This is a genomic window from Bradyrhizobium sp. 186 (assembly GCF_023101685.1).
Taxonomy (GTDB): domain Bacteria; phylum Pseudomonadota; class Alphaproteobacteria; order Rhizobiales; family Xanthobacteraceae; genus Bradyrhizobium.
This window is the reverse complement of sequence record NZ_CP082164.1, coordinates 8,026,029-8,045,588: the sequence shown is the minus strand read 5'-3', so window position 1 is coordinate 8,045,588 and position 19,560 is coordinate 8,026,029. Positions and strand designations below refer to the sequence as shown.

General features: G+C 57.8%; 15 protein-coding genes and 3 pseudogenes. 6 read left to right on the top strand and 12 right to left on the bottom strand.

From position 1 onward, the window contains the following. Positions 1-10: 10 nt before the first annotated feature. Together IVB18_RS38590 and IVB18_RS38585 are read right to left on the bottom strand one after the other, a co-directional pair. Positions 11-238 (bottom strand): hypothetical protein, encoded by a 228-nt coding sequence (locus tag IVB18_RS38590; RefSeq protein ID WP_247985474.1) that lies wholly within the window; start codon positions 236-238, stop codon positions 11-13. Between the two features lie 63 nt (positions 239-301). Further along, a pseudogene (locus IVB18_RS38585) lies at positions 302-739 on the bottom strand (endonuclease); the annotation flags it as partial. Here IVB18_RS38585 and IVB18_RS38580 point away from each other — a divergent pair. Beyond that, positions 672-1,127, top strand: coding sequence for a hypothetical protein (locus tag IVB18_RS38580; protein WP_247991964.1), 456 nt, complete (start codon positions 672-674; stop codon positions 1,125-1,127). The pseudogene IVB18_RS38585 and the gene IVB18_RS38580 sit on opposite strands and share 68 nt — an antisense overlap. Positions 1,128-1,254: 127 nt before the next feature. Here IVB18_RS38580 and IVB18_RS38575 read toward each other — a convergent pair whose 3' ends face one another. Together IVB18_RS38575 and IVB18_RS38570 are read right to left on the bottom strand one after the other, a co-directional pair. Beyond that, positions 1,255-3,258 carry an acyltransferase family protein gene (locus IVB18_RS38575; protein WP_247985473.1) on the bottom strand — a complete coding sequence of 668 codons (2,004 nt, stop codon included), beginning with the start codon at positions 3,256-3,258 and terminating at the stop codon, positions 1,255-1,257. A gap of 193 nt (positions 3,259-3,451) precedes the next feature. Then, positions 3,452-4,138 carry an FkbM family methyltransferase gene (locus IVB18_RS38570; protein ID WP_247985472.1) on the bottom strand — a complete coding sequence of 229 codons (687 nt, stop codon included), beginning with the start codon at positions 4,136-4,138 and terminating at the stop codon, positions 3,452-3,454. 445 nt (positions 4,139-4,583) lie between these two features. Between IVB18_RS38570 and IVB18_RS38565 the strand changes: the two genes are divergently transcribed. Continuing rightward, a complete protein-coding gene (locus IVB18_RS38565; RefSeq protein WP_247985471.1) occupies positions 4,584-5,342 on the top strand; it encodes a methyltransferase domain-containing protein in 759 nt (252 codons plus the stop codon). A gap of 147 nt (positions 5,343-5,489) precedes the next feature. On the opposite strand, the pseudogene IVB18_RS38560 reads toward IVB18_RS38565, so the two are convergent. The 3 genes and pseudogenes from IVB18_RS38560 to IVB18_RS38550 form a co-directional block, all read right to left on the bottom strand. Then, positions 5,490-6,043, bottom strand: a pseudogene (locus tag IVB18_RS38560) (GDP-mannose 4,6-dehydratase); the annotation flags it as partial. Between the two features lie 83 nt (positions 6,044-6,126). Beyond that, positions 6,127-6,519: a VanZ family protein gene (locus IVB18_RS38555; protein WP_247985470.1), complete on the bottom strand. Its 393-nt coding sequence runs from the start codon at positions 6,517-6,519 to the stop codon at positions 6,127-6,129. Positions 6,520-7,392: 873 nt separating this feature from the next. Continuing rightward, positions 7,393-7,724: pseudogene (locus IVB18_RS38550) on the bottom strand (endonuclease); the annotation flags it as partial. A 615-nt stretch (positions 7,725-8,339) separates the two neighbouring features. On the opposite strand from IVB18_RS38550, the gene IVB18_RS38545 reads away from it, so the two are divergent. Continuing rightward, a complete protein-coding gene (locus tag IVB18_RS38545; RefSeq protein WP_247985469.1) occupies positions 8,340-8,786 on the top strand; it encodes a hypothetical protein in 447 nt (148 codons plus the stop codon). 333 nt (positions 8,787-9,119) lie between these two features. Here IVB18_RS38545 and IVB18_RS51745 read toward each other — a convergent pair whose 3' ends face one another. Beyond that, entirely contained in the window at positions 9,120-9,248 is a 129-nt protein-coding gene (locus tag IVB18_RS51745; protein WP_256476583.1) for a hypothetical protein, read from the bottom strand. A gap of 638 nt (positions 9,249-9,886) precedes the next feature. Between IVB18_RS51745 and IVB18_RS38540 the strand changes: the two genes are divergently transcribed. Beyond that, positions 9,887-10,207: an H-NS histone family protein gene (locus tag IVB18_RS38540; protein ID WP_247985468.1), complete on the top strand. Its 321-nt coding sequence runs from the start codon at positions 9,887-9,889 to the stop codon at positions 10,205-10,207. Positions 10,208-11,802: 1,595 nt separating this feature from the next. Here IVB18_RS38540 and IVB18_RS38535 read toward each other — a convergent pair. The 4 genes from IVB18_RS38535 to IVB18_RS38520 form a co-directional block, all read right to left on the bottom strand. Continuing rightward, complete coding sequence (locus IVB18_RS38535) at positions 11,803-12,222, bottom strand: hypothetical protein (protein ID WP_247985467.1); 420 nt, start codon at positions 12,220-12,222, stop codon at positions 11,803-11,805. A gap of 971 nt (positions 12,223-13,193) precedes the next feature. Continuing rightward, positions 13,194-15,584 carry a peptidase domain-containing ABC transporter gene (locus IVB18_RS38530; protein WP_247985466.1) on the bottom strand — a complete coding sequence of 797 codons (2,391 nt, stop codon included), beginning with the start codon at positions 15,582-15,584 and terminating at the stop codon, positions 13,194-13,196. A gap of 3 nt (positions 15,585-15,587) precedes the next feature. After that, positions 15,588-16,838 carry an HlyD family efflux transporter periplasmic adaptor subunit gene (locus IVB18_RS38525; RefSeq protein ID WP_247985465.1) on the bottom strand — a complete coding sequence of 417 codons (1,251 nt, stop codon included), beginning with the start codon at positions 16,836-16,838 and terminating at the stop codon, positions 15,588-15,590. 159 nt (positions 16,839-16,997) lie between these two features. Next, entirely contained in the window at positions 16,998-17,174 is a 177-nt protein-coding gene (locus IVB18_RS38520; protein ID WP_247985464.1) for a hypothetical protein, read from the bottom strand. A 1,060-nt stretch (positions 17,175-18,234) separates the two neighbouring features. Between IVB18_RS38520 and IVB18_RS38515 the strand changes: the two genes are divergently transcribed. Together IVB18_RS38515 and IVB18_RS38510 are read left to right on the top strand one after the other, a co-directional pair. After that, a complete protein-coding gene (locus IVB18_RS38515) occupies positions 18,235-18,852 on the top strand; it encodes a sigma-70 family RNA polymerase sigma factor (protein ID WP_256476582.1) in 618 nt (205 codons plus the stop codon). Between the two features lie 142 nt (positions 18,853-18,994). Next, positions 18,995-19,555 carry a hypothetical protein gene (locus IVB18_RS38510; RefSeq protein WP_247985462.1) on the top strand — a complete coding sequence of 187 codons (561 nt, stop codon included), beginning with the start codon at positions 18,995-18,997 and terminating at the stop codon, positions 19,553-19,555. The last annotated feature ends 5 nt before the right edge of the window (positions 19,556-19,560 follow it).

The following is a 19,560-nucleotide window of genomic DNA, read 5'->3' as shown; positions in this document are numbered from 1 at the left end:
AAAGGCAAAACTACCGCCGGCAGACACGTTCAAGCTGCACCCCCAGCACGACGCCGGCGGCAACGATTTCGGCTTCCAGGTGGGCAATCAGCTCGGCGAGAAATGGATCGTCATGGCAAAGCGATCGGAAGCTGCGCACGCGACCCCAGAGTTCTGCCAGCAGCTCAAAGGCTGCCTGGTAGCGCTCCGGCGGATTGCAGGCGGGATCGAGTGGGGCAAAGTCGAAGAACGACGCCATGACTGGACCCCGGACGCTTGGGAAACAGGCGCGGTCGCCGGCTAGGCCATCGCGCGCGCGAGGCTACTCGAGTGCCGTCAGCTCGAAACTGACCGCACCAGACTTTGAGCGTTTCGCCCGCAGCCCATGGCCGGTTGCCTCTTTGGCATCTTCGGGCACCAGCACCTTCAGTTCGCCCTTGGCCCGCTCATGCTCCAGCGCCGCCGCGCGCGTCCGGCGATAGATCCCGGCGAACTCCGCCCACGAGTTTGAGGCGCTCATGTCCACCATGCGCACCGCCTCAAGACGCGGCCGCGGCGGCTCGATGCGGAACAGCTGCGGTGGCTCCCCGCTCTGCACGCAACGCCAAAACTTCTTTTCCGCGGTCAGCAGCAGATGCTGGTAGAGCGGGTCGGCATGGATCTGGATTTCGACCCATTTGCCGCCGCCGGTGATGATCGAGAGCACCGCCGACCGCGCCGCGACCACCCACATGTTGTGCTGCAGCTGCGCCGCGTGCTTTCCGCAGAAGGCGGAGGCCGCCGATCTGGTGTTGCCCTCGAAACTTGGCGCGATCTTCGCGTCCGCTCGGCCGGTCATTGCGATGGCCGAAGAGGGCGCGGGGCTGGCGGCGGAAGTGACCGGCGCAGGCATCGTAATCCCGCCCGGAGATTCGTCCGCTCTGAAAGTTGCAATATGCCAGCTCAGTGAGGCGCCCGCGCTTCGCCAGCATTACGGCGATGAAGGACGAAAGCGCGCGCTGGATCGATGGGATCGGCGGACCATCGTTCGGCGGTGGGCGGAAGTCATGGCTGGCGAGTCCAACTCAACTGAGAACGAGGAAAGCGGCTCGGCAGGCGCTAACGACAACGTTGCACTGCCGGTGGAGGATGCGGTTCGTGCGCCCTGAGGTGCCTGGTCTCGACCAGCTGCGCCGCGGCTAGCTTTGTCAACCGAGATTAGCCGGAAGTAAGCACCGCGATGAGCGCTCACACCCGAGTCTCGCTCGCTGCGGTGCTTGACCGATACGATCTTCCTCAGAGGGCAGCTTTTAGTTCTGCAGCGAGACGATCCATAAGGACTAGCGTGAAATCGACTGTGAGATGGTTTGCGTCTCTATAGACAACGACGCCGTCACGAATAGCTGGACATATCAAGTCTGTGCAAATCGACGATGTTAGGTCGATCATGCGTGCGTTGTTGATGGACGAGACGGCACGTTGCTCTGCTTCGAACACTTCGTTGCTTGTAGTGAGCGAAAGAGTACGGCTGCACGTGCTGAATGGTAGACCGCGCCATTCCGCCCGAGCGAGACAATTTCCGACCGGGTGGTAAGGAGTGGGATTGTCGCGGATCACAATGAGCTTGGCCTTGGCCGGCTCGAGCTTCTTGAGGGCTCCAGATAATCCACGCTCCCACGTCTCAATGCTCACCGCGTGAGGGCCAAGATTGGTAAATGGTCCCTTGACGTTTCCGCTCGAAAACTGCGCCAACAATATTGCGTCAGGGCCATCTTGAGTTTTTATCATAGCGATTGCCTGCTCGCGCCAGCTTGCGCACTGGGGCGAAAGCCGCCGAAGTCGCAAACTGTAGACTTTGGAAACCGGGATGTCGGCGACAGGACAGGAGGCCTTTAGGTAAGTGATAAGCCGCCATCCTCTCTGTTCAGCAATAGTCGCAAGCGCGGTCGTCCATTGATCGGCGTGAGAATCTCCCAACAGCACAATTGTCTTTGTATAGCTCGATGGGCCGAACACGCAGCGGATGGGACTTTTTGTCGTGAACCCGGCCAGGCAACCACTCTCGCTCGAAAGTGAATATTTCGAAGTCGAGGCGACTATCTTCGCCTGCGCGGCATTCGTGACGTGCTGCGCAATCGCGAACGAGAGGACGCCGGCAACTGTGGCGGTTAGCGTAAGTGCGCCACCCATGACAATTGATCGGACAGATCGTTGTGCCAGCCAGTGACTAGCTCTGATCGGGTATTCGAGCCAGGCGAGGCTGAGCGAGGAGAGAACGACTGTCATGACAAAGAAAAGGCAATTAGCGAGTGCCGTGCTGCCGACAAGCACCGTACCGAGAACTGCAATCGGCCAATGCCAGAGGTAAATGGCGTAGGACCGGGCACCGAAGAACTGAAACGGCTGCGTCCTGAGCAAAGCTGACGGTCCAGCAGGATTGTCCCCCGTGAGCAGCAGCAGTGCCGTAGCTATCACTGGAACAACGGCAACTACTCCCGGGAACGCCATGAAGCCGTCGATAGCAAAGAATGACAGGATGAGAATCGCAAATGACAACCATCCAACGATTGAACTCGCGCCAGGCTGCTTTGCCCACTGCTCGAAGGGTCTTGTTGCGATCAAAGCTCCTGCTCCAAACTCCCACGCTCGAGGGGGCGCGAGATAGAACGCCCAAGCTTGCTTGCCGTAAGTCAGGTGGATGCAGCCAGCGAACGATCCGAACACTACGATCAGTAAAGCTAGCAGGAGGACCTTTTGGCTGAAGCGACCGACAATGAGGAGAAACGCGGGCCAGACTAAGTAAAATTGTTCCTCGACTGAAAGTGACCACGTGTGAAGGAAGGGATTGAGCGAACTTTCGGGGGCGAAATAGTTCATGGACTGGTGGAGGAGCCAAACATTGGCCGCATACAGCGCAGAAGCTGCGCCCGACTTGGCCATCTCCTTCTGTTCAAAGGGCGCCAGCACGAAGTATCCGATGATCAAGGTCGCCAGCGTGACGGCGAGGGCGGCGGGCAAGAGTCTCTTAGCCCTGCGACCATAGAAGCCAAGAAAATCGAGCTGTCCGGTTGCGGCTATCTCCCGAAGCAGAAGTTGCGTGATCAGGAAACCGGATATGGCGAAGAAAACGTCTACGCCGACAAATCCGCCGGTTAAGCCTGGAACTCCGTAGTGAAAGGCGACGACGGATAGAACTGCGATCGCCCTTAGCCCCTCGACATCAGCTCTGAAATGGGTCGCCGCTCGCGATACGGGTTGCATATCTATTGCTGCACACGTTGCATCAAAACGCGGGAACATTCAGTACTGCGCATTTCGTTCGGGGAGTTTGGCCGTTTTCGGTTGTTCGTAGGGCGGCGCCGAGGCAAAGGCAACTGTCGCCGGGTACGCGAGGGAGAACGGGCGCGGCCCACCAGGAGCCGAGAGTAATCAGCAGACCAGATCCGCCTTCGGACCAAAGCCGACAGGTTCGCGTCATTGGGTGACTTCAGCCTTAGACGCGTTCGAACAAGATGTCGAAATAGGCGCCACCAGACGCACGCTTCGCAAACCGGTCCTCGCGTCTCACTTGAAAGCCAAAAGGTTTCAGATACGAGCATAATTGGTCAACGGTCGCACAATTCCGATATGACTCGAAGTCCGCCGCTTCGGTCTTGATAAATCTGAATTGCCCCAAGATTTCTTCCGCGCCCCGCAGAACCAGCAACTCCGAGCCCTGAGTGTCCAACACAAGGGCATTGTATTGACCGGGGTCGACCTCCCATGTTTCAAGAGCCGTTTTCAACGTCGAAGAATGAATCGCTATGTCGCGGACGTAGTGCACATCCGGCCAAAGGTCCTTGTGACCGTGCAACTCCAGAATGGACGATGACAGGCCATCATTATTTGAGACATGGAAAGTATAGGGCTTGCCATCAGTATCCGCGATCAGCGCATTGATTGCCCGCTGGTCAGGCAGCGAACGGATGTTTTGTCGAAGCTTTTCAAATTGCTCCGGTACAGGTTCTATCCACGCCACTTTGAGTTTGTGTCGGGCATAGAGGTCTCGTTCTTGACCAGCATTTGCCCCGACATGAATCACGCCGGAACATAGTTCCAGATAGTAGTCGGGATCGCCGTAAAGGCGCCGAGAAATGTAGCGGCGCAATCGGCCGGCAAAGCGTAGCGGCGCTGTAAGCATAATGAGTTCGCCTGTTCTGTCGCCTGAACAGCCCATCCGGCAATTAGACCTCCGCATGAAGGCAGGTCAACCCGCTCGATGCATAGACGCGCCAATGTTCCCGATCGTCGGACATAATGACGGCAACGCGGCGACGCATTCAATGAAGTACGCAATACGGCCCAGGCGCTTCAAAGTCGGTGAGAGGTCTATTGAAAAAGGCCTTTGCCGAAAGCACGAGAACGTATTGCCGCGATAGAGCGCGCGTTATTGGAGCGCCCGAAGTTGAGAGTGCGATCCGCGAGCCCGAGGTCGCGTGTCATAAATGTGGCAGCGCGGAACTTGACCGCACAGGTCAAATCTTTGCTGCCAACTCCAATGAGTGACGGGCTTGACGTTATGCGCCGGCATGGCGCAGCCTTGGTTGTCCGGAGGTGTCGATAGCTGGTTGTCTGGAGGTGTCGATATGGAGAATTCTTTCGCTGAGCATTACGGTGCGCAGTTCTTCAAGGAGCAGTCAGTCGGGTCTTTCGAATCTGCGTCGGTGATCGTCCCGCTGGTGCTTCGACTTTTCAAAGTGAATTCGGTCGTTGACGTCGGCTGCGGTGTCGGCGCCTGGCTGCACGAATTCGCTAGGAACGGTGTGAGCGATTATCTCGGAATTGACGGCGACTACGTGCCTCGCGATCAGCTCAGAATTCCGTCGGAATGGTTCAAATCCATGGATCTTCGATCCATCACCGATATCGGCCGCAAATTCGATTTGGCGTGTTCGTTAGAGGTCGCCGAGCATTTGCCCGAGAGTAGCGCAAATGATTTCGTCTCCGCGCTCGTAGACGCTGCGCCAATCGTACTGTTCTCTGCTGCCGTCAAGGGTCAAGGCGGTAGAAACCACCTGAACGAGCAGTGGCCATCCTACTGGGCAGAACGGTTCAGCGGCCATGGTTACAGCGCCTTCGATTGCGTCCGACCGCAGATATATGACGACAGCCGAATTCGGCCCTGGTATCGACAGAACCTTCTCGTCTTTTGTCGCGGCGATTGTTGTCCCGAAGGTTTTTCCCCTCTAACCAGCCCCTTCGATCTGGATCGCGTCTTGCCCGACTACTTTGAGTACAAGCTCCAGGAAGTCACCGAAGGCAAGAGTGCGGCGATAGCGGCAAGGCATCTGCTCGGAAACCTTGGGATCTTGGCGAGAGCAGCGAGACGTCGGTCCGGTCTCTAGTCTAACGCCTCGTTCCCCACTGCCGGTGGAAAATGCGGTTCGCTTGCCCTGAAGAGGGATGACACCGCGGTGACTTCGCTTGGCAAGAGCAAAGCGCCGCGAGAGCGCTTACCTCCTTATTAATCGCGATGACGACCTGCCGACAGGCTATTCGTGTCGCGCGAAGTAGCGGAAGCCGTGCTGCTTGATCAACTCGTCCCGCTTCGCCGATTCAACATCTTCCTTCATCATCTCGCGAACCAGGCTCTCGAATGAAGTTTTGGGTTCCCAGCCGAGCTTCTCTTTCGCCTTGGTAGGGTCACCTAGAAGGGTGGCGACTTCGGTCGGTCGGAAATACCGGGGATCCACAGAGACAATGCACTTTCCAGTCTTTGCATCGTATCCCTTTTCGTCCACTCCCGTGCCTTCCCAGCGGATACGCATTCCAACTTCGCTGGCCGCCACATCGACGAATTCTCTCACCGAGTGGCGATGACGAAATCGTCCGGCGTCTCCTGCTGCAGCATCAGCCATTGCATCTCGACATAGTCGCGGGCGTGGCCCCAATCGCGCAGTGCATCCAGATTGCCCAAGTATAGGCGTTCCTGCAGTCCCAAATGGATCCGCGCCATGGCGCGAGTAATTTTGCGGGTGACAAAGGTCTCGCCGCGCACCGGAGACTCGTGATTGAACAGAATGCCGTTGCAGGCGTACATGCCGTAGGGGCAGCAACTTTAGGAAGATGGGCGCCGCTGTCGTCAAGACGATCTCAAAGAGGATAATGAAATGTGGGCAACGAGCGCGACTAACGCTGATCCTGCTCGCTTTGCCTCAAAATGTTGCTCACCGCAGGCACGCTTCTCAATCTAGCTTGCCAAGAGTTGAGCGCAACGCGAGCCAGCATAATGCCAGAAGCAGCCCCGGCAACCTTGGTCATTGCATCTACCAGGCGACCGTGTCGGTCGGGCGTCAGGAGTTGCAGACCCTCAAGGAGGATGGCGCCGCCAACCGCGATTGTGATTGCATGGATCGACCGGTTTGGATAGGCCAGTGAGAATACCAAGCCCAACACCAGAAACGCTGCGAAATGTTCCAGATGAGGCGGCGCAACTTGGGGTCTGTCATGGACGGGACCAAGCGTCACGAACGCTATGGCCCCCAGCGCTAGCCATCCCGCAATGAGATAAAATCTTGTCATGCTTCCTCAATAGCGGGAACGCCACGAGCCCGCAACACATAGGGCTGGCAGCTGGAGCGACTCTCCGCAATCGATGATCAGGCAAAGGAGCTACTGCGCTCGCAATCAGGTCTTCTTTTAGGCAGAAGGATCGAGAATCAGCCTGCAACTGTGCCTGCAAATTGGGGGGCGGACTGCCGCCACGTGAAGGACGGTTAACACGTCTGATTGCCAGGTCTTGATCTGCGTTCAGCGCCAGAAAGCTTGATAGGCCTGGGGCCAGCGGACTGCGATTTTTGGAGACCGCCATCGGATCAAGCTGCTCAAAGAATTGCCTGTCGAGCTGTGGCTCGCCCTCTGGCGATACATCTAGCGAATATCGAAGGCAGGATTGTCCGGCTCAATCCGCGATGTCGACATCCTGCTCTGGAGCGAGATGGTTGATGTCGACCGGAGCGGCCGCAATATCGGTGTTTCGCCGGTGGGTGAGCGCATCCATCCCGTTGCGGTGCAGCCAAAGAAGGCCCCGTGCAAGTTGCCGAAGATCGTTCCGATTGGGACCGACTGGAAGTCGCCGCGCTCGCCTCAGTGCGTCCGCAGCTTGCTTTTCCAATGGCGAAAGCTCTCGTGTCATCCGCCCGACCTCGAAGACCAGAACGCTTGCCGGGCACCCTACTCGATCCTTTAAACAGTTCTGTGAATTAACCCACATCCGAGCACATCACCGCGATTAAATGCATCTGCTTCGCGGATCAGGTCTCCTTTGCAACCCGAGCGCTAGAAAACGGTCTATTTCCATTTTTCATTTTGAGCTGGCCCACCCTACGGACGTCATAACCGGGTCTCTCAACGCCAGCTCTAATCTCTTCGATCACGCTGACAATTTTCCCGGTTTAGGACAGGGGGTTCGCCACTCTGGACGCAGCGCCAGAACTTCTCTCGGCTGTCAGAAGAACGTGCTGATAGAGCGGATCAGCATGAATCTTGATGTCGACCCATTTGCCGCCTCCGGTGATGATTGAGAACGGCGCTGCGGGTAGTTGTGACCCACATGTTGTGCTGAAACTTGGCCAAGTGCTTGTCGGTCGCAGCCACCTCCGTGAATGCCAAGGGCAGCATGAACTTGGCTTCGAACACAGCACCGGTTTGCTCGACGACACCGTCCGGTGTTGCCGCCATCTATTTGTGGGCGGGTGGCGAATACGCTTCTGGATGTCATAGAGGGCAAGCTCCGCCGCTATGGTTGCAAGCCATGACGCGATCAGAGATTTCGTTCATGGAACAGACATCATCGACGCTTCGGCGATCTCTGGAGTGACGACTGTTCAGAGCTTAATAGGCGGGAGCGCCCAAATAGCTGCGCACAGCCTCGCGCGGCTTCAGAACACAATTCTCTACTGCACAGTTCTGCGGTCGGAGAGAAGCAACGTTCGGCGGACACGAAAATTGTTTTGACCAGCGCAATTGCGAATAGTTTGAGGACTTTTTCCACGTCTAACGGTGTGTATCCTGCTACCACAGAAGGCTAATCGATACCGCCATTTGGCTTTCGCCCTGCATTGTGGCGGTCGAAAGAGCAATGGCTAACAGGAACCGCGTTCCCTCGTCATAGTTAATGGCTCGGCCAAGGAGATTGTCCGATGTCCCATGCCATCCCTTTGGTTCTCGCCGCGATCGTCGCGAGCTCATCTCTGTTGGTCCTGGCGCAAGCAGGCGGCGCAAATGCGGGGTCCGCGGGTGCGGGTACGGGGACGGGGGCGAGCAGCGCCAACGCTGGCCCGTCGGCGCCTGCTGGGATGGGGACGCGTGCAGGCAATGCTGGTCCGTCAGCGCCCCCAGGAATGGGGACGAAAGACACCGCCACGGGCGCAAATCTGGGCACCAACGGCCAACCGAGAAATCCGAACGTTCAGCCCGCCACGCCGGTGAAGTCGCGGGCGGCAGCCCAGGCCGCAAGAAATGCCGGGGTTGGTCACGCTCAAAATGGTCTGCCGATCGGCGCGCTTGGGACGGGCACGAGCAATGAGGACCAGCTGATCATTGGCCCGTCGTCCACCCGAAACACATCAGCCCCTGCAGCACAGGCCAAAGCAAACATCAGTGTTGGTCACGCAACAAATGGTCGTCCGGTCGGAACGTTTGGGAAGGGCACCAGTCTTTCGGACGAGGTGAACCGCCCGCGCGCCGCGCGAGCTGGCGATAAAGTGCTGGACGCCAAAGCGCAAGTCGAGCGACGAACAACCGTTTCGGCCAAACGCGTTCTCGGTCGGATCAGGAACGGTTTGTAGTCTGCGAGCGCAGCGGCGAGCAGATTTATCAATATCGGTGCGACGGTCCGGCGGTGGAGGCGGACAGGCGTCTGTGTCCGCTTTACCGTGGACGGTCGCGGCATTTTCAAAGATCGACATTCCCCGCCTGCGCGAACCCATTCCAAGATCGCCGCAAACCTCAGAGGCTACAAATCGAAGCCAATCCGACAGGCCGCAACGCATATCCAACAAACAGGCCTGCTTCATCGACTGCTTAGAGCCTCAAGCTCAATCACAGTGTGTGGGCATGGCATCTGAAGCGATCTATCCAGCACCTGAATTAGGCGGGCATCGAAGGCAGGATTGTCCGGCTCAATCCGCGAGGTCGACATCCTGCTCTGGAGCGAGATGGTTGATGTCGACCGGGGCGGCCGCAATATCGGTGTTTCGCCGGTGGGTGAGCGCATCCATCCCGTTGCGGTGCAGCCAAGAAGGCCCCATGCAAGTTGCCGAAGATCGTTCCGATCGGGACCGACTGGAAGTCGCCGCGCTCGCCTCAGTGCGTCCGCAGCTTGCTTTTCCAATGGCGAAAGCTCTCGTGTCATCCGCCCGACCTCGAAGACCAGAACGCTTGCCGGGCACCCTACTCGATCCTTTAAACAGTTCTGTGAATTAACCCACATCCGAGCACATCACCGCGATTAAATGCATCTGCTTCGCGGATCAGGTCTCCTTTCCAACCCGAGCGCTAGAAAACGGTCTATTTCCATTTTTCATTTTGAGCTCGCCCACCCTACGGACGTCATAACTGGGTCTTCAATGCCAGCTCTAATCTCTTCGATCACGCTGACAATTTTCCCGGTTTTGTGCCTTTTTACGGATTACGGACGTGTGAGTCAGCGCCCGAGCGCGGTGCCCGGGTTGCCAAAAGGCGACAGTGCAGAATTCAGGATCGCAACCAAGTGCGCGAATTAAATGCGCCCACGGTTTTTTCGCGCTCGTCACGGTATTACCGCTCTCTCGCCATTATACCGCTGGTTGCCGAAATTAAATGTGGATTGTGGGACCGTTTTGTAAGCCGTGCCTTGCCCGCTGTTTGGGCTTGATTGATTAATGCTCTTAGAACCGGGGATGGAGCTATGAACATCGATCATCTGAAGTTGCTATCGCTTGACGAGCTTTTGAAAATTCACGACGAGGTGACCGCCAAACTTGGCGACACAATGTTGGCGGAAAAAGCCAGATTGGAGGAACGGCTGCGACGGATCGGAATGGCTCACGAGGTCACTCGGTTTGAGCGCAAGCGCCGCCAATACCCGCCCGTTCGTCCAAAGTATCGGAATCCGAAGAATCCGACGGAGACCTGGTCGGGGCGGGGCAGGGTGCCGCGATGGCTCAAGCCGCAACTTCGAGGTGGCCGGAAGCTGGATCATTTCCTCATTGTCTCAGCTTTTGATTAGACGCGGCAGATGACCTAATCAACGCGGGCAGCTGCACTCAGCCGGCCGAAGGAATATCATAGCTTGGGGTGTGCGGGGCTAGGCGGCGCACCGAGGAATGCCGTGGCCGCAGCGAGCTGATGCGGTTTGAAGGGAGCCCCCGCGGGATGCCCAAGGTCCGGCCATCTGTCGAAAGTCAGGCCGCGCGGCCACAGATCGTGAGCCAAGGCGCAAGCCCGCGCTCGGATGTCGGTCTCGCTCTCTCGCCCGCGGCGCACGGGTTTCTCTCTCAGAGAGCAAACTCGGCCGCTAGGCGTCTGAACAATGAACGCTTTGCGACTTGCATAGCTGCGCGAAGGTGGCCTTAGCCTCGTTACTGCCAAAGCAAAAATGCGTTCCTTTGTCTTGCTTCTCGACCCACCAGTCTGCCTCGCCTTGACGAGCGATGCGGGAGGCCTCAGCTCTCAGCCGGTCTATCTCGCGCGGAGCAGCGCTTACGATTAGACAGTGCACGATTTTGTCCTTCTTCACGAGATCCAACTAAACGACAAGTGACGTCCGGAGATTCAGGAGCGCATCGCGTCGATAGCGTGTGCGATTAAAATGCCCACGCTCAAAACAATTAGAAAAATGAGCAACCAGGTACTCACGTCCACCTCCTGGCTTGGAAGTGAACCTTCCGGTTTATGCATAGTCAAAGGCATCGCGCAGGGAACCGCGATTTCGGGGGCGGCTGAGGATTCATTGCCACACGGGCGGGCTATCGTCGGAACGCAAGGAAAAGGAGTGTGCCGACGACGGCGGTCGCGAGAAGTGGAAACCAAATGTCCGGCACTTCAAGGACTCCGACTCACTGCGTCGGATTAAATGCGCTCTGCGCTCTCAATTCTTCTATTTTTCACTATTCTCCACAGCTCAAAAGAAGTGGATGCAACTCGCAATGATTATTTGCGGTATTATGTTCGTGGTCGAGCGCCGTCAGCATTCAAAGCTTCTTCGATCTGGTGTGTTCGTTTAGCTAGCCGGCCCTCGCGTGCAGATTCATTCCTGTCGGCAGTTCCAGGTTTAACGCTTCTCGCGAGCATCAAGCTTAACGAGTGACATTAGTTGCCAAGTTGCCGAGACGGAATATCGTCGCGTCGATCGGGTATTTTCCCGAACCACCAGTTAGTGGGGGTTGCCTGAAAACAGGCATCGATTTCCATGATTCGATATTCGTCGTATGGAAGTTCGAACTATCGTGCACCAGCCGCGCAGTTCTCCTATCGCGACCCGCTGGAAGCCGAGTACCGTCAGCTCATCGAGCTGCGAGAGCGGGTCAGAAAGGCCGAAGCCGGGGCCTCAAAACGGCCTACGGTCGCGGCAATGAAAAAGAACTCGCCGCAACGAAGATGAATCCGCTAGCAGGGATCTGTTCGGTTGCGCGCGGCCGAGCTTGTGGCGCACGGCGCCAAGATTGTAACCACCAAAGTAAGGTCGTCTAGAGTGGTCGAGATGGCCTTGGCGGCAGGCTTGGGCGAGACCCGGCCCTGAAGGGTGGGCACAGCCAGTCTAATTATCGGAAGTCACGCCGAGCGCGGGGGTAGGAGCGCCGAGTGGAACGTGATCGGCAGAACCTACTTTTCGAGCTCGACGTACTGACGAAGCCTGAAGACGATATCCGGCAAAGCGTGGCGCAGGCGTGCAGCGTCTTGGGAAGTGGTCGAGAACGGTGCGAACCTGATCATGGCATTCCAAGGTCGACTTCCATAGACGGTGATCGAGACTCCGGATTTCGAAAAGCCATCAACTTTGCGAAGCTCACCAAGGACGAGGTCGGCGATCGCCACAGCGGGCAGTCGCGCTAGTTTTTCATCGGGGCCGCCGGCGGACAAGGGAGCGACTGGCTTCGCAGGTGGCGCTGCCGCGGTCACGGGCTCCTCTTGGAGCGTTGGCGGCATCGCCGGCGCCGGAGGCGCGGTGGCGGGCGACGCGGACGGAGCAAAAATGCCGCTGATTAGCGCCGCAAAGCCTGCATCTTTCGCGTCATCGCTCATCGCTCTCTCGCAGTTGAGCGTAGCCTAGCAGCTTTCGGAAAGGATACCACCACGCCCTGAGCAAGCGCAGGGCGGTTCCTGTGTTCGAACATTCAGGCGTGCAAAGTTTCGCTAAGCTCCTCCTCAGCGAGATACCTGATTCACGAAGGGGGCGTCGAAGGTGTTGGGCGGTCTGGTGATGCGCTGGCGTATGCGCAATTTGTTGTTGATTTGTCCATCTTGCAAAAATGCCGCTTCCGCGATCCGCGGGCGCTACATGCTCGGCCAGGAGCGATTGACGTGCGATCGCTGCGGAGCGACTGACTCTGTGACTTTCTGGCGTTTTGAAGGGATAGCTCACCGCGCGTGCGCGATGAGCAGTCGGAAGGACTCTTGCGTTCAGGGCTCGTTAGAACAGCGCTTTTTTTGGGGGGATAAGAGAATGACAAATTGTGTGATCGTTCGGGCCCATGGAAGGCAATTGGATCAGTTGCGCGGAGAGGCATCCCGCATTTCGCGGGCAAACAAAATCGACTGGTGGATCGAGCGCGGAGTCCTAGGCACACGATTTTGCTTTGAGGACGCTGAGGCGAAGAGGGCGTTCGTCTCAATCTGCGAAAACGTCGGTGTTTCGCATATTGATGGCGCCCCGCCAGCGTGAACAGGCGGGAGCGACTGGTTTGGTCGAGGCGTTCTCCGAATGCCTTGATGGCGGCAGCAGCCAACCGGAGCGTGAGCATCGACACTAATTCCATGAGGTTCGGAGCGACCCAGGCTCAAGGCTGGGGGAAAGTTGAGCCCGGCCTTACATCGGAATCCAGGCAACAATAAAAGAGCGAAGAATCGGCTTGGTTCCTATGCGGCCAGCACGTCCTCGCGCGACTTCAGCAGGCGTTTGGCCAGCCGATGGCGTATCCGAGCGCGTCGTCGGACGTCATCGAAGCGAGTGCGCCTTGCATGTCACGCGAATGATCCGGACTGCGCGAGCCGAATCAGCATCGTGAGAAGTCGATCCTGGCCAGCGCTTCACCCGGGTTGTCGCCTTTGCCACAGTCGTCGGGCGGCTTGGGGTTGCAGTCTTTCCGCGGCTGGCAGCAGTCCTTCTGTGAATGGCAGTCGTCGTCCTTGGCGTCTTTCCAGTCACTATCGCGCTTCGAGCAATCGCCCGTGGCGTCACCGGGGCAGTCATCGTGGCCGGTCTCGGCCGATTTCGCACCTTCGGCGGCAAACCCGGTGACAGCGACGTCTTGCGCAGGCCCCGCTTCTCGTCTGAGGCTCGTCATTCCGACCCGAAACGGTCTGGCCGCCGCGGCAAGATGGATGATGATATCCGCTCCGTGGGTGATTTCGGGACGGTGTGCTACGCTCACGCGCGTCATACTAAGGTGCCGGAGATTCGCATTGATTTCCTTCTCCTTCTCGGTGTCGAGATGTGCCGTGCCCTCGTCCAGAAACAGGATCTTTGGTCGGCGATAGAGCGCGCGCGCAAGCAATACTCGCTGTTTCTGCCCGCTGGATAACGAGCTTCCCATGTCGCCGATGAGGCTGTTGTAGCTCATCGGCATTGCCATGATGTCGTCGTGGATGCCGGCAATCCGCGCGCAATCGATCATCGCTTGCAGATCGAATGTTGTGTCAAAAAAGCAAATATTGTCGGCAATCGATCCCGACAGCAATTGATCCTCCTGCATCACCGCGCCAATTTGCTCGCGATAAGCGCGCGGTCCGATCTGGCCCAGCGGAAGGCCGTCGATCAGAACCTCTCCGCTCGTTGGCTCCAGCAGCCCAAGCATAATCTTGACAAGGGTTGACTTGCCACAGCCCGATGGTCCCATGATCGTTACGAATTGTCCGGGAGCAACGCACAGATTGACGTTGTTCAGAATCAGAGACTCTCCTTCTGCATACCGGAAGCACACGTTGCGCAGTTCGATCTCGCCGCGAATCTGGCGGATATAGGACAGGTCTCGGTCGTGCCCGCGCTCGAGCGGGGTGAGCGCAATGTCGGCGAGACGTTCCAGGTGCAGTCCGAGAATGCGGACATCCACCAGCTTCTCGATCAGCAGCGCTGTCCGCTCAGCGAACTGCAGCTTGTAGCTGACGAACGCGAATATCATGCCAACCGTGATGAGGTTGTCCAGTGCGAGGCGAGCGGCGAGGTAGATTGTGATTACGTTCTCCAAGCCGAATATCGTGTCGTTAATCGCTTTGAAGCTGATCCTCGCCCGACCTAGCCGCACGTTGGCAGTTATATACGCAGCATAGCGGTTCAGCCATTGGCTCTCCCGTTCGTTTTCTCGGTTGAGCAACTTTAGGCTTTGCACCGCTCGCACGGTTTCGATGAAAGTGGAGTTCTCGTCTGCCTTACTGTGAATGGCCGCTTCGCTCCGTTGCCGGAACATGCTGAAAAGAGCGAGCCGCAGGCTGGCATACAACGCGAACGCCAGCAGGACGACAAGTCCGAGCTGGACGCTGTAGCTGAACATCAACGCCAGCATCAACACCGACATGAGACCGTCGATCAACCCCGTGATCAGTCCCTCCGCGAGCACGTTGCGGATGGGCTCGATCGAGTTGAAGCGAGACAGGATATCGCCGATGTGCCGCTTTTCGAAGAATGAGAGTGGCAAACGCACCAAATGATGAAACAGCCGGGCGCCGATTTGAAAGCTCAACGTGTTCTGCAGAACAAGAATAATGAACGAGCGGGTCGTGGTCGATGCGACCCGTATCAGAAGAAGCAGAGCGAAACCCAGCCCGAGGACGACCAGAAGATCGACATCGCCTCTGGCGATGACCTCGTCAACGGTGAGCTGCATGTAGAAAGGGGCGGCGAGGAGAAGAATTTCGATGACCACCGACAGAACCAATAATTGGGCGAGGGCACAAGTGTTTCCGTTCATTCCGCTCCAGAATACCGAGAACGGCAATCGCGCTCTCTCGTCTGTGCGGCAGAACTCTTCAGTAGGCGAGAGCTCGAGCGCGACCCCGGTGAGATGTCTAGATGCTTCAGTGAGGGGAAACCATTTCTCGCCGGCTGCCGGATCGTGCACCACGATCCCCTTTTTCCTATATGCTTTCAGAACAACGAAATGAGCCATGTCCCAGTGCAGAATAGCCGGCAGACGCAATTGGCAGAGATGGCCGATCTCGATTCGCAGCGGCCGACACGCCAGCCCCAGGCGAGCTGCTATTTCCATGAGGTCGCGGAGAGTGACGCCTTTTAGGGACACTGGATGCCGGCGCCGCAGGCTGTTCAAGTCAGTTCGATGACCATGATAAGACGCTATCATGGCAAGGCACGCGAGCCCGCATTCCGTCGCCTCCGTCTGCCGAATGACCGGGAGGAATCTGCGTCCGCTGAAATTCAATAGTCCCTGCATGCGCTACATCCTTGCGCTTAACACCGGATCAAGCAGCCACCTCATCAGGGAGCGCTGCTCAAGGATAACGTCGGCCCTGAGCAGCATGTCCGGCTGAAGCGGCATCTTACGGCCATAGGCGTCGATGTCGGGCCGCTCGAGAGCCGCAGTCACACGGTAAGCCGGTTCCTTGAGGGCGATCGGCCCGGTCGTTTCGTTGCCGGTCAGAATCGTGTGAGAGACTTTTGTCACGCTGCCGCGGTAGGTGCCGAATTTCTGATAAGGAAATGCATCGTAAAGTATCCTAACCTGCTGGCCGGGGCGCACAAAACCAAACGCGCGCGTCGGAAAGAACAGCTCCGCCTGCAAGCGCGCATCAAGGGGAATGATTTCGAGCTGCATATGCCGTGGATCAGCGATCTGGCCGACAGTCGCCTGCAGCGTGGACACGCGCCCACTCGTGGGCGCCTTGATAACGTAAGCCTGCCGCCCGTTCACCTCGGCCACGCGCTGTTCGATCGAGGAGAGTTCATTACGCAGTCCTCGGATCCTCTCTGCGGCGATGGTTGGGAGTTGCTCGAGTGTATGCCGAGCGTCTGTCAACTGGGTGCGTCGCGCGGTGATCTGCTGATCGAGCGACACCACGCTCTGCTTTTGCTCAAGTGCGGCCTGCTCGCGGCGCTTGAGCTCAATCGTTGGCAATGCGCCGCTCGCGGTTAGCTTAGCGCCCGTTGATACGAAGCTCTCGGAAAGCTTCAGTCGCTCGTTTTGGATGTTCCGCTGATCCTCGAGTTGGGCAATCTCTCCTTCAATCCCCTTGATCGTGGAACCGAGGCGATCCTGTTCCGAGGCGGTTCGGCGATCTTCCGCATCGATCTGTCGCTCGACCACATTGCGTTGCTGCGTCAGCACCGCAAGTACGGTGGCATTGACGTCCTCGCCATTGGCTGTGATTTGGGAAGTGACTACGGTCAGGAGCGGGTCACCCTCCGCAACCTCCTGCCCCTCCTTCACGTGTATCGCTTTGATGAAACCCTGTTGTGATACGAAAATCTTAGCCGTGCCGGAGGTCGGCGTGAGATACCCGGAGACGGTCTCCTTGCGCGCGTATTGCGCGATGGAGAGAAAACACAAAATGAGTACGACGAGCGCCGCAAGACTCCAGCTAAGAAGCGTGCTCGATAGCGGCTGCAGCAATACGACCTCACCCCAGCTGTGGCGCTGACGCAAAAAGTCGACAGCTTCGTGGCGAAATAGAGCTGGCCGTGTCGCCATGGACGCACCTTATTGCTACGTTGCTTCGCTCTCATTCGTCGATTTGAGGCTGCGCGTAGTAGTCTCTCCGCCGCGCCACGGCTGCGGACGGGTATCGCCTGGTGCGGTGGAGAACCGCTCCCCCGCTATGGAGAAGCGGTTCGCCCGCGCATCTCGCCTTTACGTCTTTTGCACCTGGATCCCGAGGACGTTGACTCCGATGTTTGTGTCGTTGACGTTGACCAAGCCGACTTGTGTGGTTTCGTCGCCACCGCCACACTTGTCGTGGCCGCCGCCGGCGGCTACGAGGTCGAGCTCTTCGTCGCGCAGTTCAACAGGGTACGTAAATTCATGCATGTTACTCTCCTTTGTTGTGTACTATCTTGGGTGTTGATGGCGCCGCACTGACGGCGACCACTTATCCTCTAGTCGGAAGCCGCCAATCTGGATGCACCGTTGCGCAAATTTTTGTACGGCATGTGCTACGTGCTCGTTTTCATTGTGAACCGACAACGTTGTAAGCATGGCGCTTTGAAGTTGGGATCAGTGCGGTTTCGTCAGAGTGTGTTGGACGTTCTGATCTAACTGGCATCTTCGACGGCGGCAGGAATACGACATCGGGCCTTCCGAAGGAAAATGCGTTGCGACGCCATGGGCGGGTTCGCCCCCCAAGAAGCCGCTCAGCCTGTATCGATGGCACCGCACTCATCGCAATGGCTGCGCAAGTCGCCGCTCCGAGGGCAGCGCAAAGGCTTGGAGCCGTCGCAGCCTGATCGCGTTGCGGGCAGGTTTGCATAGAGGGTCGAATGTGAGGGTAGCGATATCGATCTTTTGAAGGGCTGCGAACGACCCTCGAAGGCATTACGGTACATCGGGGAAGTTGGATCTGATGCCTGCTCCGAAGTTATAAATGTGACTTAGCAGACTGTGCCACCCGGCGGCCGTTGGGCTCTCTTCGACAAAGCTGCCGAGCTAAATGACAAGGTCGAAGACGTTTCGCTCGAGAACGTGGCCTCGGTCCGCAAGCGGCCGACGTGGAGCGGCAAATGTGATCTGCGACGGCTTCGCCGGGCCTGAAAAAGACAACACGAATGCCGGGCCGCCTCCGCTCTCTCCGAACAACAGAAATCGACGGAATTCACATTGCACGGCTCACCTGGCCGGCGAGCACGACGTGCTATGGTCCGCCTGCACACTGACGACCACGTCGCCCTTTGGCGATTGGGGAAAAAAATTTTGAAAACTTCCGGGAACGAAGTCGATGCTTGCTGACTTGAGTTCGCCGACAGCCGATTTCGTATTTTTTTAAAATCGATCATTTAAATAAAATTAAATGCGTGGCATTAAATGCCGCAGATGGCCCTGTGCGTGAAAGTAGTCACGCATCTGCTCTGCCTTATGAGGGGTGACTTCGACCATGCCCCATCAGTGCCTCGATTTAACGAAGGCAAAGTCTCGCTCCGGCGCAGCGCGCCATGACAGCTATCTCACTGGCGAGACGGCTCTTAATTACGAAACAGCTCTGCTTGAGTGCGCCTCCGGATCGCAGTCCGCCGTCGGCAAGATCTACGCGCGGGAGAAGGAGCAGTTGCGCGCGATGGCGCACCGTATCGTGCACGACAGATCGCGTTCCGAAGACGTCATCCACGACGCATTCGCGCAGATTCTCCGATATGCGAAGAACTTCGATCCTGCACGCGGATCCGCCCGGGGCTGGATCTACACGATCGTCCGCAACACGGCGCTCAAGATGCGGCAGAACGCCAGGCGCGAACTCGCGCTCGAGGACGATGCATTGAATGCCATCTGTGCGCGGGAGCAGACCGCTCCGAACCCTGCGTGCTGTATCCCGGACAGCATGACGCTGCGAACCATGCTCGATCAACTCGAGCCACAGCGCCGCGCGAGCCTACTTCTGGCGATCGTCGACGGGCGCACGCACGAGGAGATTTCCGAATACCTCCGGGTTCCCGTCGGAACCGTCAAGGCGTGGATCCGGAGAGAGCTCGTGGCCATGCGCCGGCAGCTCGAATGAGGCGTGAATTTATTTTTTCGCCGCTGCATCCATAGGCGTGCTTCGGCGACAGTAGGGGTGACGGCGTGGTGATCCGGGCAGGGCAAGCGCGCGTGACGCACGTGCCTGTGACCGTCGCAAAGCTGAAGCGAGGAGCGAAGCCATGTCTATCCTGAGCAGTGTTACGAGCATTCTCGGGCTGATAAAGCTCGCGGGAACCGGCGTCCCACCCGAGCAATGCACGTCAACCAAGCCCGACGACTGTGGCGACGGCAAGCAGTCAAAGTGGAATGACGATCACAGCGGTAACGACGAGTATTCGAACGGCGACGGCAAAGACAATTATTCCAAGCTTAGCGGCATGGGCGCCTACCCGAAAGACGGCAACTACCCAGAGCACGATGGGGGCTGGAAGGACGCCAAGGACGGCGAATACCAGCCCAACGACCATTGCGATCTCGAGCCGGCTGACGATGGCAGCAGGGGCGACACCGATCGCAGTCCGGGTGACGCGCTGGCCAAGTTCGACTTCTCCCATGGTGAGTTCGCGGGTGATTTCAGCTCGCACGGTCCAGATCATTCGGGTGACATACACGGCGCGCTCGCTTCGATGTCTTCCGACGATGCGCTCGAATACGCCATCGGTTTGATGGGCCCAATGGATCACTTCGACGTAGGGCATTTCGACACGGCGACGGATACGTCGCACGACACGGACGCCTGACATGC

Bases quoted from the DNA above. Each gene is read 5' to 3' on its own strand.
- IVB18_RS38590 (WP_247985474.1), bottom strand. From the start codon at position 238: ATGGCGTCGTTCTTCGACTTTGCCCCACTCGATCCCGCCTGCAATCCG.
- IVB18_RS38580 (WP_247991964.1), top strand. From the start codon at position 672: ATGATCGAGAGCACCGCCGACCGCGCCGCGACCACCCACATGTTGTGC.
- IVB18_RS38575 (WP_247985473.1), bottom strand. From the start codon at position 3,258: ATGTTCCCGCGTTTTGATGCAACGTGTGCAGCAATAGATATGCAACCC.
- IVB18_RS38570 (WP_247985472.1), bottom strand. From the start codon at position 4,138: ATGCTTACAGCGCCGCTACGCTTTGCCGGCCGATTGCGCCGCTACATT.
- IVB18_RS38565 (WP_247985471.1), top strand. From the start codon at position 4,584: ATGGAGAATTCTTTCGCTGAGCATTACGGTGCGCAGTTCTTCAAGGAG.
- IVB18_RS38555 (WP_247985470.1), bottom strand. From the start codon at position 6,519: ATGACAAGATTTTATCTCATTGCGGGATGGCTAGCGCTGGGGGCCATA.
- IVB18_RS38545 (WP_247985469.1), top strand. From the start codon at position 8,340: ATGGGGACGAAAGACACCGCCACGGGCGCAAATCTGGGCACCAACGGC.
- IVB18_RS51745 (WP_256476583.1), bottom strand. From the start codon at position 9,248: ATGGGGCCTTCTTGGCTGCACCGCAACGGGATGGATGCGCTCACCCAC.
- IVB18_RS38540 (WP_247985468.1), top strand. From the start codon at position 9,887: ATGAACATCGATCATCTGAAGTTGCTATCGCTTGACGAGCTTTTGAAA.
- IVB18_RS38535 (WP_247985467.1), bottom strand. From the start codon at position 12,222: ATGAGCGATGACGCGAAAGATGCAGGCTTTGCGGCGCTAATCAGCGGC.
- IVB18_RS38530 (WP_247985466.1), bottom strand. From the start codon at position 15,584: ATGCAGGGACTATTGAATTTCAGCGGACGCAGATTCCTCCCGGTCATT.
- IVB18_RS38525 (WP_247985465.1), bottom strand. From the start codon at position 16,838: ATGGCGACACGGCCAGCTCTATTTCGCCACGAAGCTGTCGACTTTTTG.
- IVB18_RS38520 (WP_247985464.1), bottom strand. From the start codon at position 17,174: ATGCATGAATTTACGTACCCTGTTGAACTGCGCGACGAAGAGCTCGAC.
- IVB18_RS38515 (WP_256476582.1), top strand. From the start codon at position 18,235: ATGCCCCATCAGTGCCTCGATTTAACGAAGGCAAAGTCTCGCTCCGGC.
- IVB18_RS38510 (WP_247985462.1), top strand. From the start codon at position 18,995: ATGTCTATCCTGAGCAGTGTTACGAGCATTCTCGGGCTGATAAAGCTC.